General features: G+C 66.7%; 15 protein-coding genes. 5 read left to right on the forward strand and 10 right to left on the reverse strand.

Going from position 1 to position 13409, the window contains the following annotated elements:
• Positions 1–701, reverse strand: a 701-nt coding sequence (locus Q0632_RS16100; protein ID WP_298932021.1) for a Clp protease N-terminal domain-containing protein, incomplete at its 3' end; no start/stop codon positions are given.
• 105 nt (positions 702–806) lie between these two features.
• Here Q0632_RS16100 and Q0632_RS16105 point away from each other — a divergent pair.
• A complete protein-coding gene (locus Q0632_RS16105) occupies positions 807–1376 on the forward strand; it encodes a hypothetical protein (RefSeq protein ID WP_298932023.1) in 570 nt (189 codons plus the stop codon).
• Here Q0632_RS16105 and Q0632_RS16110 read toward each other — a convergent pair.
• Both Q0632_RS16110 and Q0632_RS16115 read right to left on the reverse strand, forming a co-directional pair.
• Positions 1364–2626 carry a flavin-dependent oxidoreductase gene (locus Q0632_RS16110; RefSeq protein WP_298932025.1) on the reverse strand — a complete coding sequence of 421 codons (1263 nt, stop codon included), beginning with the start codon at positions 2624–2626 and terminating at the stop codon, positions 1364–1366. The two genes, Q0632_RS16105 and Q0632_RS16110, sit on opposite strands and share 13 nt — an antisense overlap.
• 1 nt (position 2627) lies before the next feature.
• Positions 2628–3608: a tripartite tricarboxylate transporter substrate binding protein gene (locus tag Q0632_RS16115; protein WP_298932027.1), complete on the reverse strand. Its 981-nt coding sequence runs from the start codon at positions 3606–3608 to the stop codon at positions 2628–2630.
• Positions 3609–3716: 108 nt separating this feature from the next.
• Between Q0632_RS16115 and Q0632_RS16120 the strand changes: the two genes are divergently transcribed.
• Positions 3717–4220, forward strand: coding sequence for a MarR family winged helix-turn-helix transcriptional regulator (locus Q0632_RS16120; RefSeq protein WP_298932029.1), 504 nt, complete (start codon positions 3717–3719; stop codon positions 4218–4220).
• 2 nt (positions 4221–4222) lie between these two features.
• Here the strand turns inward: Q0632_RS16120 and Q0632_RS16125 are convergent, their stop codons facing one another.
• The 7 genes from Q0632_RS16125 to Q0632_RS16155 form a co-directional block, all read right to left on the reverse strand.
• Positions 4223–4696 (reverse strand): molybdenum cofactor biosynthesis protein MoaE, encoded by a 474-nt coding sequence (locus Q0632_RS16125; protein ID WP_298932031.1) that lies wholly within the window; start codon positions 4694–4696, stop codon positions 4223–4225.
• A 2-nt stretch (positions 4697–4698) separates the two neighbouring features.
• Entirely contained in the window at positions 4699–4950 is a 252-nt protein-coding gene (moaD, locus tag Q0632_RS16130) for a molybdopterin converting factor subunit 1 (RefSeq protein WP_298932033.1), read from the reverse strand.
• On the reverse strand, positions 4947–6176 hold the full coding sequence (glp, locus tag Q0632_RS16135; protein ID WP_298932036.1) for a gephyrin-like molybdotransferase Glp: 1230 nt from the start codon (positions 6174–6176) through the stop codon (positions 4947–4949). Before glp ends, moaD begins: the two co-directional genes overlap by 4 nt.
• Positions 6173–6706 (reverse strand): molybdopterin-guanine dinucleotide biosynthesis protein B, encoded by a 534-nt coding sequence (gene mobB, locus Q0632_RS16140; protein ID WP_298932039.1) that lies wholly within the window; start codon positions 6704–6706, stop codon positions 6173–6175. The genes glp and mobB overlap by 4 nt, the downstream gene beginning before the upstream one ends.
• Positions 6707–6782: 76 nt before the next feature.
• Positions 6783–8198 (reverse strand): threonine synthase, encoded by a 1416-nt coding sequence (thrC, locus tag Q0632_RS16145; protein WP_298932041.1) that lies wholly within the window; start codon positions 8196–8198, stop codon positions 6783–6785.
• A complete protein-coding gene (locus tag Q0632_RS16150; protein WP_298932043.1) occupies positions 8198–9508 on the reverse strand; it encodes a homoserine dehydrogenase in 1311 nt (436 codons plus the stop codon). Before Q0632_RS16150 ends, thrC begins: the two co-directional genes overlap by 1 nt.
• Positions 9505–10731, reverse strand: coding sequence for a pyridoxal phosphate-dependent aminotransferase (locus tag Q0632_RS16155; RefSeq protein WP_298932045.1), 1227 nt, complete (start codon positions 10729–10731; stop codon positions 9505–9507). The genes Q0632_RS16150 and Q0632_RS16155 overlap by 4 nt, the downstream gene beginning before the upstream one ends.
• Positions 10732–10830: 99 nt before the next feature.
• On the opposite strand from Q0632_RS16155, the gene Q0632_RS16160 reads away from it, so the two are divergent.
• The 3 genes from Q0632_RS16160 to Q0632_RS16170 all read left to right on the forward strand — a co-directional run.
• Complete coding sequence (locus tag Q0632_RS16160; protein WP_298932048.1) at positions 10831–11205, forward strand: Mth938-like domain-containing protein; 375 nt, start codon at positions 10831–10833, stop codon at positions 11203–11205.
• 111 nt (positions 11206–11316) lie between these two features.
• Positions 11317–11793 carry a peroxiredoxin gene (locus Q0632_RS16165; RefSeq protein ID WP_298932050.1) on the forward strand — a complete coding sequence of 159 codons (477 nt, stop codon included), beginning with the start codon at positions 11317–11319 and terminating at the stop codon, positions 11791–11793.
• 194 nt (positions 11794–11987) lie between these two features.
• The coding region (locus Q0632_RS16170; RefSeq protein ID WP_298932052.1) for a PIN domain-containing protein at positions 11988–13409 on the forward strand (1422 nt) is incomplete at its 3' end.

Below are 13409 nucleotides of genomic sequence, written 5' to 3' on the forward strand. Positions count from 1 at the left end.
CGCTTGTTCTTCAGCGACTCGGGCACCTCGCCGGCGACGATGCGCTGGGCCAGGCCTTCGACGATGGCGGTCTTGCCGACGCCGGGCTCGCCGATGAGCACAGGATTGTTCTTGGTGCGCCGCTGCAGCACCTGGATGGCGCGGCGAATCTCGTCGTCGCGGCCGATGACCGGGTCGAGCTTGCCCATGCGGGCACGTTCGGTCAGGTCCATGGTGTATTTCTTCAAGGCCTCGCGCTGGCCTTCGGCCTCGGCGCTGTTGACCTTCTGGCCGCCGCGCACGGCGTCGACGGCGGACTCCAGCGGCTTGCGGCTCAGGCCGTTTTCGCGGGCAATGCGGCCGATGTCGTGCTTGCTGTCGACCACGGCCAGCAGGTACAGCTCGCTGGCGATGAACTGGTCGCCGCGCCGGATGCCTTCTTTCTCGGTGGCTTGCAGCAGCTTGCCCAGTTCGGGGCCGACCTGCACCTGCTCACCGCCCTGCACGGTGGGCTTGCGGTGCATGCCGGCCTCGGCCGAGGCCAGCAGGCCGGCCACGTTGGCGCCGGCGCGCTGCAGCAGCGAACTGGGGCCATCCTCCTGGCGCAGCATGGCCACCAGCAGGTGCTCGGGTTCGATGTAGGCGTGGTCGTTGGCCAGGGCCAGCGTCTGCGCTTCGCCCAGGGCTTCCTGGAATTTGGTTGTGAGCTTGTCCATTCGCATCGGGGGGTCCTCCGGATCAGCTCTGCATCTTGGGCGTTATCCACAGGTTTTCAAGGGTCAATGCAGCCGGTGGGGGCCGGTTGGGGCCTGACTAGAATCGTCGCCATGAACATCCACCAGCTGTCGGTCACCTACCTGCCCGAGCAGGACCGCATCCTGGTGCGGGTGAACACCACGGCCAGCGAGGAAATGCGGCTGTGGCTGACGCGCCGGCTGATGCTGGGCCTGTGGCCGCTGCTGAGCCGCCTGCTGACCGAACACCTGCTCAAGCTGGAAGCGGCCGGCACGGTGCTGGACACGGCCGACGAGGCGCTGCGCAAGATGCTGGCCGACTTCCGGCGCGAAGAGTTCCTGCAGCACGCCGATTTCGACACGCCCTACCAGGACAACCAGGCCCTGCCACTGGGCGAGGAGCCGCTGCTGGTGACCGATGTCGATGCCGCGCCCCTGCCCGGCGGCCAGTTGCGGCTGAACTTCAACGAACGCCCGAGCGACGCCGGCACGCCGCGCAGCTTCGAGATGCAGATGGAGCCACGCCTGATGCAGGGCCTGATGCACCTGCTCGAACAGGCTTTGGTGCAGTCGCATTGGCGCGAGGCTTTCGCGCCCCCGGTGGCCGTGCAGGAGAACGCCAGCGCCGACGACACCAACCCCCGTCCGCGCTACCTGAACTGAGGCCTGGCCTGGAGCGGCCCCGGCGCCTCCAGCGAAAAGCCTGCGACCTTCTTGTAGTCGTCCGAGATGCGGCGCAGTTCGTCCTGGCTGATCAAGTCATCCACGCTGCCGGCCAGCGGCTTGCCGCCGCTGAGCGCATCGACCCTGGTGTTGATGAAGTCCGGCGGCATGCTGCGGTTGGTCTGGACGATGCGGGCCGTGGGCGCCAGGCGCAGCGCTTCGTAACGCGCCAGCGCGGCCACGGGGTCGGGTCCGCCCTGCGCCAGTTCGCCGGCCAGCACCCGCGCATCGATGATGGCCTGGGCGGCGCCGTTGGAGCCGCGCGGGTACATCGGATGGGCCGCGTCGCCCAGCAAGCTGACGCGGCCGAAGGTCCAGCGCGGCACGGGATCGCGGTCGACCATGGGGTATTCGAAGACCTGGGCCGCGCCGCGCAGCAGGGCCGGCACATCCAGCCAGTCGAAGCGCCAGTCGCCGAAGATGTGCAGGAAATCCTCCACCGCACCGCCGCAGTTCCAGTCGTTCATGGGCGCGCCTTCGCGCTGAATCTCGGCCACCCAGTTGACCAATTGCCCGCCCTGGCCATCGACGTTGTCGGCGATGGGGTAAATCACCATCTTGCCGGTCTCGATCGAGCCAATGCGCAGATAGCTTTTGCCGCTGAGGATGGGCTTGTGGACGCTGACGCCGCGCCAGGTGTTGATGCCGGCGAAAGCCAGCTGCTCGGATGGATAGAACTGCCGGCGGACCGCCGAGTTGATGCCGTCGCAGGCAACGACCAGGCCCGCGCGCACGCCAGAGCGCGCACGGCCATCGCTGGCCTGCAGCGCCAGCGTCACGCCGGCCTCGTCCTGCTGCACACCGGTGCAGCGGCAATCCAGGTGCACATGCTGCGGCCCCAGGCGTTGCAGCACGGCCTGGTACAGCACACCGTGCAGCTTGCCGCGGTGGATGCCGATCTCGGGCAAGGCGTAGCCGGCATGGCGGCCGCGCGGCTCACGGTAGATGAACTGGCCCCAGCGGTTGAAGAACACGCTCTCCAGGTTCTCGATGCCCAGGCTCTCGAGTTCGGCCTGCAAGCCCAGCGCCGCCAGTTCCCGCATCGCGTGCGGCAGCAGGGTGATGCCGACGCCGACCTCCTTGACCTGCGGCACGGCCTCGTAAACCTCGCAGGCCAGGCCGTGCTGGTGCAAGGCCAGGGCCAGGCTCAGGCCGCCGATGCCGCCGCCGACGATGGCAATGGCTGTCATGTCAGTCGGCCGTGATGCCCTGGGCCTTGATCAGGCGCTCCCAACGGCCGGCATCCTGTTCGACCAGGCGGCGAAATTCCTCCGGACTGCTGCCGGCCGGGTCCATGCCCTGGGTCTCGAAGGCGCTGCGCACCTCGGGCAGGGCCAGGATGCCCTGCAGCTCGCGGTTGAGCTGGGCCACGAAGTCGGGTGCACTGCCCGGCGGGGCGAAGACGCCGTACCACATGGCCACATTGACGTTGCCGGCCCGTGCCTCGGCCAGGGTCGGCACCTGCGGCAGCAGGGGATGGCGCTTGTCGCTGCCCACCCCCAGGGCCAGCAGGCGGCCGCTGCGCACATGGGACAGGGCCACGTGGATGGGCAGGAACATGGTGTCGACCTGGCCGCCCAGCAGGTCGCTCACGGCCTGGGCGCTGCCCCGGTACGGAATGTGGGTGATGAAGATGGCGTTGGTGGCCTTGAACAGCTCCATGGCCAGGTGGTGCGGTGTGCCAACCCCGGGACTGGCGTAATTGAGGGTGCCGGGCTGTTTTTTGGCAGCAGCAACCAGTGCCGCGGCATCGCTGTAGCCCGACTGCGGCCGCGCCACCAGCAGCAGCTGGCCCCAGCTGGTGAGCGACACCGGCACCAGGTCCTTGACCGGATCGAAAGGCAGGCCGGGATAGAGGCTGCGGTTGATCACCAAGGTGTTGACGCTGACCAGCAAGGTCGCGCCATTGGGTGCGGCGCGCACCACCGCCTCGGTGCCGATGTTGCCGGAAGCGCCGGCGCGGTTGTCCACCACAACCGGCCGGCCCAGCCGCTCGCCCAGCCTGGGGCCCAGGGTGCGGGCAATGAGGTCGATGCCCGTGCCGGGGGTGAAGGGAACGATCAGGCGCAGCGGCGCCTGCGCAGCGGCCGCTTGGGGCACCTGGGCCGAGGCGCCCAGGCTCAACAGGATGCAGGACAGGCCGGCGGCCAGCCGCTGGAACAAGGACAGCATCGCGCTCTCCAACTTGTTTGCATGCTAACAATTATTGCCGCGGGCGTGCAAGGCACAATCCGTGGATTCCCCTAACGTCCGGCCCTTCCCACGGGCCTGCTTCGCACCGTGCCACAGAACGACATCGCGCCCCAGAGCCTGTCCCGACTCTACGCCCGGCCAGGCTTTCTGCTGCGCCGCGCCCACCAGATCTCCGCAGCCGTGTTCGAGGACGAATGCCGCGAGCTGGCCCTGACACCGGCCCAGTTCGGCGCGCTGACCGTGCTCAAGGCCCACCCAGGCCTGGGCCAGTCCAGCCTGGCGCGGGCCCTGGGCTTCGACAAGGTGACGGTGCTGCGCGTGCTGCGCGGCCTGGAAACACGCGGCCTGGTGGTGCGCAGCATGACGCCGCAGAACAAGCGCAACATCTCGGTGGCCTTGACCGAGGTCGGTACCCAGGTGCTGGCCCAGGCCCAGAAGCCGGCCGAGAAGGCCTACAAGCGGCTGCTGGCGCCGCTGGACCAGGCCCAGCAGGCCCAGTTGCTGGAGTTGCTGCAGTTGCTGACCGGCGAACTGGAAGACGACGCCCGCGCAGCCTTCGTGCGGCCGCCAGCGTCACGCGAAGCAGCTTGATCTCAGCCGGCGTTGCCGCCGGCAATGCCCCAGCGTGCCAGCGCCGCGTCGTCGCTGACACGGGCATCGACCCATTGCGCGCCCTGCGGCGTGGTCTCTTTCTTCCAGAACGGCGCCTGGGTCTTGAGGTAGTCCATCAGGAATTCGCAGGCCTGGAAGCTCTGGCCGCGGTGCGCCGAGGTGACGGCCACCAGCACGATCTGCGCGCCCGGCTCCAGCAGACCGATGCGGTGCACCACCCGTGCGCCGAAGATGTCGAAGCGGCGCTGCGCCTCGTCGATCATGGCTTCGATGGCCTTCTCGGTCATGCCGGGATAGTGCTCCAGCTCCATGGACAGCACGCTGTCCTGGCTGCCACGCACCGTGCCGACGAAGCTGCAGACGGCGCCGACACGGGTGTCGCCGGCACGCAGCGCAGCGATCTCGTCGGCCAGGTTGAAGTCGGCTGTCTGGATGGAGACGCGCGGCGATGCCATGCTCAGCCCCCGGTCACCGGCGGGAAAAACGCGACTTCGCAGCCCTCGCGCAGCGGCGCCGCCTCATCGCACATCACCTGGTCCAGCGCCATGCGCACGGCCTTGCCGCGCGCCAGGCCCTGGGCGTAGCCGCCGCCGCGGGCGACAAGCTCGTCGCGCAGCCCGGCCAATGTCTGTGCATGCGTTTCCACGCTCTCGCTGCCCTGCCCCACGGCTTCGCGCACCGAGGCGAAGTACTTCAGGTTCAGCCTCATGCCAGCAGCTCCGCGAAGGAGATGAAGGGCACGCTGTCGCCGTGGGCGATGGTCTGGCCGGCCGCGTTGTCGACCACGCCGTCGGCCCAGACCGCCGAGGTCAGCACGCCCGAGCTCTGGTTGGGGAACAGGTCCAGCCCGCCATGCCCATTGCGGTGCACGCGCAGGAATTCGCGGCGCTTGTCGGCGCGCGGCCAGTCGAAGTCGGCTCGCATCGGCATGGCGGCCGGGGCCAGCACGCTGGCGCCCTGCAGCTTGAGCAGGAAGGGCCGCACCAGCAGCACAAAGGTCAGGAAGCTGGAGACCGGGTTGCCCGGCAGGCCGATGAAGTGCGCGCCAGCCACCTTGCCATATGCAAAAGGCTTTCCCGGCTTCATGGCGATCTGCCACAGGTCCAGCGAGCCGAGCTGCTCGACCGCCGGCTTGATGTGGTCTTCTTCACCGACCGAGACGCCGCCGCTGGTGAGGATGAGGTCGTGCTCCTTCGCGGCACGGGCCAAGGCCTCGAGCGTGGCGTCGCGCCGGTCCGGCACGATGCCGTGGTCGCTGACCTCGCAGCCCAGGCGGCGCAGCAGCGCGCTGAGGAAAAAACGGTTGGAGTTGTAGATGGCGCCGGGCTTCATCTGCTGCGGCGGCACCTCGCCCGGCATGACCAGTTCGTCGCCAGTGGAGAACAAGGCCACGCGCGGACGGCGGGCGACTTCCAGGCTGGCCATACCGATGCCGGCAGCCATGCCCAGCGAGGCGGCGCTGAGCCGGTCGCCCCGCGCCAGCACCACGGCGCCGCGCGTCACGTCTTCGCCGCTGCGGCGTATCCACTGGCCGGGGGCGGGAACGCGCAGGATGCGCACGGTCTGTTCGCCAACAGCTTCCACGTCTTCCTGCATGACGATGGCGTCAGCGCCTTCGGGCACGGGCGCACCGGTGAAGATGCGCGCCACGCTGCCAGGCGCCAGCGGCACGCCGGCGCTGCCCGCCGGGATGCGCTGGCTGACCGGCAGCACCACGCCCTCATCCGCGATCTCGGCACTGCGCACTGCATAACCGTCCATGGAGCTGTTGTCCTGCGGCGGCACCTGCAGCTGGGCCACCAGCTCCTGCGCCAGCACCCGGCCGTCGGCGTCGAAGGTCGACACCGTCTCGCTACCGGCCAGCGGCTGGGCCTGGCCCAGCAGCTCGGCCAGGGCGTCGTCCAGGGAGCGCAGGGGCGGCCGCGCAACGCTCATGTGTACATCTCCGCGTCGTAGTCGAAGCGGTGGTCATTGTCCACCAGCCATTGCGCCACGCCATCGGGATCGTTGAGGTCCAGCACCGGCCGCAGCGTGGGCTCGGGCAGCTGCTCGGGCGAGTCGGTAACGATGCCGACGATGAAATCGTCCTCGCCGTAGCGCGCCGGCTTGCCTGCCGAAGCGCGCCAGACTTCCATCTTGGACAGGTTGCTGTCCTTGAAGCCCTCCACCAGCACCCAGTCCACCCCCTCGTAGAGTTCGGCAAGCAGGTGGTGCACCGTCAGCCGGGCGGGTTGCTCGAACTCGCGCACCAGGGCCAGCCGCTTGTCGGAGGCGACGACCACCTCGAAGGCGCCGGCTTCACGGTGCCGCCAGGTGTCCTTGCCCGGATGGTCGATGTCGAAGTTGTGGTGGGCGTGCTTGATGACCGACACGCGCAAGCCGCGCAGCTTGAGCGCGGGAATCAGCCGCTCGACCAGGGTGGTCTTGCCGGAACCGGAAAAACCCGCGAAGCCCACGACTTTCATGAACGCTCTTTCTGCTATTGATTAGATAGCGCCTCAGGTCCATTCCCCGGGGGGTACGGGCCGATATGACTGGAAATCAGGGGCAATGGGCGGCGATGAAGGCCTGGACGGCAGCCACGTCCGGCGCCAGCACCGTGACCCGCTTGGGCAGCTGCTCGATGCCCTCGAACTGCGCCGGGCGCTCGGGCTCGCGGCCCAGGGCCTCGACGATGGTGGCGGCGAACTTGATCGGCAGCGCCGTCTCCAGCACCACCATGGGCACGCCCGGTTGCAGGTGGCTGCGCGCCACCTTCAGGCCGTCGGCCGTGTGGGTGTCGACCATCACGCCAAAGCGCTTCCACGTGTCGCGAATGGTCTCGAGCCGGTCGGCATGGGTGCTCTTGCCGCTGGCGAAACCATAGGTCGCGGCAGCGGTCTGGAACGCCGGTTCTGCGCTCAGGTCGAAGCGCCCGGTGGCAGACAGCTGCTCGCCGAACAGCTGCTTGACGCGCGCGCCGTCGCGGCCCAGCAGGTCGAACACGAAGCGCTCGAAGTTGCTGGCCTTGCTGATGTCCATCGAGGGGCTGGAGGTCTCGTGCGTGTCAGCGCTGGAGCGCACGCGGTAGACGCCGGTGCGGAAGAACTCGTCGAGCACGTCGTTCTCGTTGGTGGCCAGCACCAGCTTGGCTACCGGCAGGCCCATCATGCGCGCCACGTGGCCGGCGCAGATGTTGCCGAAGTTGCCCGAGGGCACGGTGAAGGAGACCTTCTGCGCGTTGCCCTTTGTCGCCTGGAAATATCCGGCGAAGTAATACACGACCTGGGCCACCAGCCGGGCCCAGTTGATCGAGTTGACGGTCCCGATGCGGTACTTGCGCTTGAAGGCCAGGTCGTTGGAGACCGCCTTGACGATGTCCTGGCAGTCGTCGAACACGCCCTCGACCGCCAGGTTGTGGATGTTGGCGTCCTGCAGGCTGAACATCTGGGCCTGCTGGAAGGGGCTCATGCGGCCGTGCGGGGACGTCATGAAGACGCGCACGCCCTTCTTGCCACGCATGGCGTACTCGGCCGCGCTGCCAGTGTCTCCGCTGGTGGCGCCCAGGATGTTCAGTTCCTCGCCGCGCCGGCCCAGCTCGTACTCGAACAGGTTGCCCAGCAGCTGCATGGCCATGTCCTTGAAGGCCAGCGTCGGGCCATTGGACAGGGCTTCGAGGACCAGGCCGTCTTCCAGCTTCTTGAGCGGGACGATCTGCGGCGTGCCAAACACCTCCTGGGTGTAAGTCTTGGCGCAGATGGCCTTGAGGTCATCCGCCGGAATGTCGTCGATGTAGAGCGACAGGATCTCGAAGGCGAGCGCGTGGTAGGGCAGCGTGCGCCATTTTTCCAGCGTGGCGCCGTCCACCTGCGGGTAGCGCTCGGGCAGGTAGAGGCCGCCGTCGGGCGCCAGGCCTTCGAGCAGGATCTCGCAGAAATGCTTGCGGTCGGCGTGGCCGCGCGTCGAAACGTACAACATCAGGCCAACTCTTCCTTGCGAATGCGCACGATGGGTTCCAGCACCGTGGGCAGCGCCTGCACGCGGGCCAGCACCTCGTCCATCGTGCCTTCGCGCGTATCGTGCGTCAGGATGATGAGGTCGGTCTGCTTCTCGCCCTCGCCGGCTTCGCGCTGCAGCACGGCGTCGATGCTGACGCCGGCCTCGGCCAGCAGGCCGGTGACCTTGGCCAGCACACCGGCCTGGTCGGCCACGCGCAGGCGCAGGTAATAGGCAGTGACCACCTCGCTCATCGGCAGCACCGGCAAATCGCTCATCTGGTCGGGCTGGAAAGCCAGGTGCGGCACGCGGTTGGCGGCATCGGCCGTGTGCAGGCGGGTGATGTCCACCAGGTCGGCGATGACGGCGCTGGCCGTGGGCTCGCTGCCCGCGCCCTTGCCGTAGTACAGCGTGGTGCCGACAGCGTCGGCCTGGACCATCACCGCGTTCATCGCGCCCTCGACATTGGCGATCAGGCGCTTGGCCGGCACCAGGCTGGGGTGGACGCGCAGCTCAATGCCCTTGTCCACGCGCTTGGTGATGCCCAGCAGCTTGATGCGGTAGCCCAGCTGCTCTGCGTAGCGGATGTCCTGCGCGCCCAGCTTGGTGATGCCCTCCACGTGGGCCTTGTCGAACTGCACCGGAATGCCGAAGGCAATGGCGCTCATGATGGTGGCCTTGTGGGCCGCGTCCACGCCTTCGATGTCGAAAGTGGGGTCGGCCTCGGCGTAGCCCAGGCGCTGCGCCTCCTTGAGCACCACGTCGAAGTCCAGGCCCTTGTCGCGCATCTCCGACAGGATGAAATTGGTCGTGCCGTTGATGATGCCGGCGATCCACTGGATGCGGTTGGCCGTCAGGCCTTCGCGCAGCGCCTTGATGATGGGGATGCCACCGGCCACCGCTGCCTCGAAAGCCACCATCACGCCCTTGGCATGGGCGGCGGCGAAGATCTCCGTGCCATGCACGGCCAGCAAGGCCTTGTTGGCCGTGACCACGTGCTTGCCTGCAGCGATGGCTTCCATCACCAACTGGCGGGCGATGCCGTAGCCGCCGATCAGCTCGATGACGATATCGATCTCGGGGTTGGCAATGACGGCGCGGGCGTCGCTGACGACCTGGGCCTCGTCGCCGGCCACGGCACGGGCCCTGTCCGTGTCCAGGTCCGCCACCATGGCGATCTCGATACCGCGGCCGGCGCGCCGCGTGATCTCGTTCTGGTTGCGCTGAAGAACATTGAAGACACCGCTGCCGACGGTGCCGGCGCCGAGCAGGCCGACCTGGATAGCTTTCATTGGGAGACGCGTTTTCTGTAGGATTCGAGGAACTTGGCGATGCGGTTGATCGCCTCGCGCAGGTCTTCCTCATGGGGAAGGAAGACGATGCGGAAATGGTCGGGGGTGGCCCAGTTGAAGCCGGTGCCCTGCACCAGCATCACCTTGGTCTCTTTGAGCAGTTCGAGGAAGAACTGCCGGTCGTCCTGGATCGGGTAGACCTTGGGATCGAGCTTGGGGAACATGTACAGCGCCGCCTGCGGCTTGACGCAGCTGACGCCGGGGATGGCGGTGATGAGCTCGTAAGCCAGGTCGCGCTGGCGGCGCAGGCGGCCACCATCACCGACCAGGTCGTTGATGCTCTGGTAGCCGCCCAGCGCGGTCTGGATCGCCCACTGGCCGGGCACGTTGGCGCACAGCTTCATGTTCGAGAGCATGTTCAGGCCCTCGATGTAATCGGATGCCGACTTCTTGTCGCCCGAGACCACCAGCCAGCCAGCGCGGTAACCGCAGGAGCGGTAGCTCTTGGACAGCGAATTGAAGGTCAGGGTCAGCACGTCGTCGGACAGGCTGGCAATGGCGGTGTGCTTGACGCCGTCGTACAGCACCTTGTCGTAGACCTCGTCGGCCAGGATCACCAGGCCGTGCTCGCGGGCCAATGCCACGATGGACTTGAGCAGAGCGTCCGAATACAGCACGCCGGTCGGGTTGTTCGGGTTGATGACCACGATGCCCTTGGTGCGCGGCGTGATCTTGGCCTTGATGTCGTCCAGGCTGGGCATCCAGCCGTTGGCCTCGTCGCACAGGTAGTGCACCGGCGTGCCGCCCGACAGGCTGGTCACGGCTGTCCATAGGGGATAGTCGGGCGCCGGCAGCAGCAGCTCGTCGCCGTCATCGAGCAAGGCGTTGGTGGCCATGGCGATCAGCTCGCTGGCGCCGTTGCCCAGGTAGACATCGTCCAGCGTGACGCCCTTGATGCCCTGCTTCTGGGTCTCGTGCATCACTGCCTTGCGCGCCGCGAAGATGCCTTTGCTGTCCGAATAACCGGCCGAAGACGGCAGGTTGCGGATCATGTCCTGCTGGATTTCCTCGGGCGCGTCGAAGCCGAACACGGCCAGATTGCCCAGGTTCAGCTTGATGATCTTCTGGCCCTCTTCTTCCATCTGCTTGGCCGCATCCATGATCGGGCCACGGATGTCGTAGAGCACATTGGCGAGCTTGGCGGATTTCTGGACGGTTTTCAAAGCCCCTCCGGAGCGGTTTTCAAGGGTGAAAACCTATAATTTGACCATAGTTCTGCATCCTTCCGGTGCAGCGCAACAACCCCAGGCCCCAAACGCACCATGAAGCTGCAGCCCGACCAGTCCGACGTGCAATCGATCAGTGGCTATGGCCCCGGCTGGGTCGGTGTCAACGGCGAGAAGATCACCTCCAGCGTGATCATCGGCAGCCAGGGCCAGCGCCTGGACTGGCCGGCGGCTCGCTTCGAGGACCTGGGCCCGCAGCATTTCGAGCAGCTGGCCCAACTCGGTTGTGAAGTGGTGATTTTTGGCAGCGGCTCGCGCATCCGTTTTCCCAAGGCCGCCTGGCTGCGCCCTCTGATGGAGCAGCGGGTGGGCATCGAGACCATGGACACGGCAGCGGCCTGTCGCACCTACAACATCCTGGCACAGGAGGGACGCAACGTGGCAACAGCCCTGCTGCTAGAACAGCCCTGAGTGCATCGGCACACCGGAGGCGGTGCGGGATAGGGTAAAATCACGGGTTGCAACCGGATATCCGCACCCCAGTAGCAACGAGCAACCCCTGTCACACGAGATACAAAATCCATGGCGATCGTTGTCAACAAACCCATCCCTGAATTTGAAGCAAACGCCACGGGCGGCATCAAGGTCAGCAACACTTCGCACAATGGCCAAGTCGTGGTGCTGTACTTCTACCCGAAGGACAACACGCCCGGCTGCACGACGGAAGCCATGCAGTTCCGCGACAAGTACAAGGACTTCGTGAAGGCCGGCGCCCAGGTTTTCGGCGTCTCGCGCGACAACATGAAGTCGCACGACGAGTTCAAGACAAAGCTTGAGCTGCCGTTCGAGCTGATCGCCGACACCGAAGAAAAGATGTGCCACATGTTCGGCGTGGTCAAGAACAAGATCATGTACGGCAAGAAGGTCAAGGGCATCGAGCGCTCCACCTTCCTGATCGGCGCCGACGGCCAGCTCAAGCAGGAATGGCGCGGCCTGAAGGTGCCCGGCCACGTGGAGGACGTCCTCAAGGCCGTCAAGCTGCTGAAAAAAGCGGCCTGACGACCGGGCACGGCCCATTGACGCGTCGCAGCAACAGCTCCACGGCTGTGGTTGAAGCGTCACCGGACTTGTGCATAATGAATTCATGCCGTTGATCGCGACGCGAAGCGTCATCATCGCTACCCCAGACAAAGCCGCCCGGCCTGCCAGGCGGCTTTTTCGTTTTTTGACCTGCCACGGGAACCACCAACCCTATGCCACTGCCCCCCGCCCCCACCAAGCGCGCCGCCCTGCTCCCGCCGGATGCCTACGACGCTCCGGCCCGCTCCTCGCACAAGGTGGCGCGAAAATCGGAGGCAGCTCCGTCGGGCAGCCCGCTGGCTGAGCGGCCTCAGGCCGAGGATTTCGACCCGCGCACCGGCGGCGGGCAGGTGCATCCCGAGGCTTTCCAGGATGTGCCGGCGGAACACACCGAGCGCCCTGGACCCGCAGTGCGGCGTCGGCCCGTCGCCGAGGTGGCGCCCCGGCCAAAAAAGCTCAAGTCCACTGGCCCGGCCAAGCTCTTCGTGCTCGACACCAATGTGCTGATGCATGACCCGATGAGCCTGTTCCGCTTCGAGGAACACGACATCTTCCTGCCCATGATCGTGCTGGAGGAACTCGACAGCAACAAGAAGGGCATGACCGAAGTTGCCCGCAATGCCCGCCAGGCCAGCCGCACGCTGGATGCATTGGCCGGCGCCCAGGGCGCCGACATCGCGGCCGGCCTCAAGCTGAGCACCACCGGTCACCCGGAAGCCGGTGGCAACCTGTTCTTCCAGACCCAGGCCCTGGCCAACCAGTTGCCGGCCAGCCTGCCCCAGGGCAAAGCCGACAACCAGATCCTGGGCGTGGTGCAGGCGCTGAGCCTGCAGCATGCGCCTCGCGAGGTGGTGCTGGTGTCCAAGGACATCAACATGCGGGTCAAGGCACGGGCCCTGGGCCTGGCGACCGACGACTACCAGAACGACAAGACCCTGGACGACCTGGATCTGCTGTATTCGGGGGCCATGGCCCTGCCGCAGGACTTCTGGGCCAAGCATGGCAAGACCATCGAGAGCTGGCAGACCGGCCAGCACACGTTCTACCGCATCACCGGCCCGGTCGTGCCCAGTCTGCTGATCAACCAGTTCGTCTACTTCGAGTCGCCCGGCGAGCCCAGCCTGTACGCCCGTGTCACCGAGATCCGTGCCAAGACTGCGGTGCTCAAAACCCTGAAGGACTACGGCCACCTGAAGAACTCGGTCTGGGGCGTGACCACGCGCAACCGCGAGCAGAACTTCGCGATGAACCTGCTGATGGACCCGGAAGTGGACTTCGTCACGCTGACCGGTACGGCTGGCACCGGCAAGACCCTGATGGCCCTGGCCTCGGGCCTGACCCAGGTGCTGGACGACCGCCGCTACACCGAGATCATCATGACCCGCGCCACCGTCAGCGTGGGCGAGGACATCGGCTTCCTGCCCGGCACCGAGGAAGAGAAGATGGGCCCCTGGATGGGCGCGCTGGACGACAACCTGGAAGTGCTGGCCAAGACCGAGACCAGCGCCGGTGAGTGGGGCCGCGCGGCCACCAATGAGCTGATCCGCAGCCGCATCAAGATCAAAAGCATGAACTTCATGCGCGGCCGCACCTTC

Source organism: uncultured Ramlibacter sp. (assembly GCF_936925435.1).
Taxonomy (GTDB): domain Bacteria; phylum Pseudomonadota; class Gammaproteobacteria; order Burkholderiales; family Burkholderiaceae_C; genus Ramlibacter.

Bases quoted from the DNA above. Each gene is read 5' to 3' on its own strand.
- Q0632_RS16165 (WP_298932050.1), top strand. From the start codon at position 11,317: ATGGCGATCGTTGTCAACAAACCCATCCCTGAATTTGAAGCAAACGCC.
- thrC (WP_298932041.1), bottom strand. From the start codon at position 8,198: ATGTTGTACGTTTCGACGCGCGGCCACGCCGACCGCAAGCATTTCTGC.
- Q0632_RS16125 (WP_298932031.1), bottom strand. From the start codon at position 4,696: ATGGCATCGCCGCGCGTCTCCATCCAGACAGCCGACTTCAACCTGGCC.
- glp (WP_298932036.1), bottom strand. From the start codon at position 6,176: ATGAGCGTTGCGCGGCCGCCCCTGCGCTCCCTGGACGACGCCCTGGCC.
- mobB (WP_298932039.1), bottom strand. From the start codon at position 6,706: ATGAAAGTCGTGGGCTTCGCGGGTTTTTCCGGTTCCGGCAAGACCACC.
- moaD (WP_298932033.1), bottom strand. From the start codon at position 4,950: ATGAGGCTGAACCTGAAGTACTTCGCCTCGGTGCGCGAAGCCGTGGGG.
- Q0632_RS16160 (WP_298932048.1), top strand. From the start codon at position 10,831: ATGAAGCTGCAGCCCGACCAGTCCGACGTGCAATCGATCAGTGGCTAT.
- Q0632_RS16150 (WP_298932043.1), bottom strand. From the start codon at position 9,508: ATGAAAGCTATCCAGGTCGGCCTGCTCGGCGCCGGCACCGTCGGCAGC.
- Q0632_RS16115 (WP_298932027.1), bottom strand. From the start codon at position 3,608: ATGCTGTCCTTGTTCCAGCGGCTGGCCGCCGGCCTGTCCTGCATCCTG.
- Q0632_RS16105 (WP_298932023.1), top strand. From the start codon at position 807: ATGAACATCCACCAGCTGTCGGTCACCTACCTGCCCGAGCAGGACCGC.
- Q0632_RS16110 (WP_298932025.1), bottom strand. From the start codon at position 2,626: ATGACAGCCATTGCCATCGTCGGCGGCGGCATCGGCGGCCTGAGCCTG.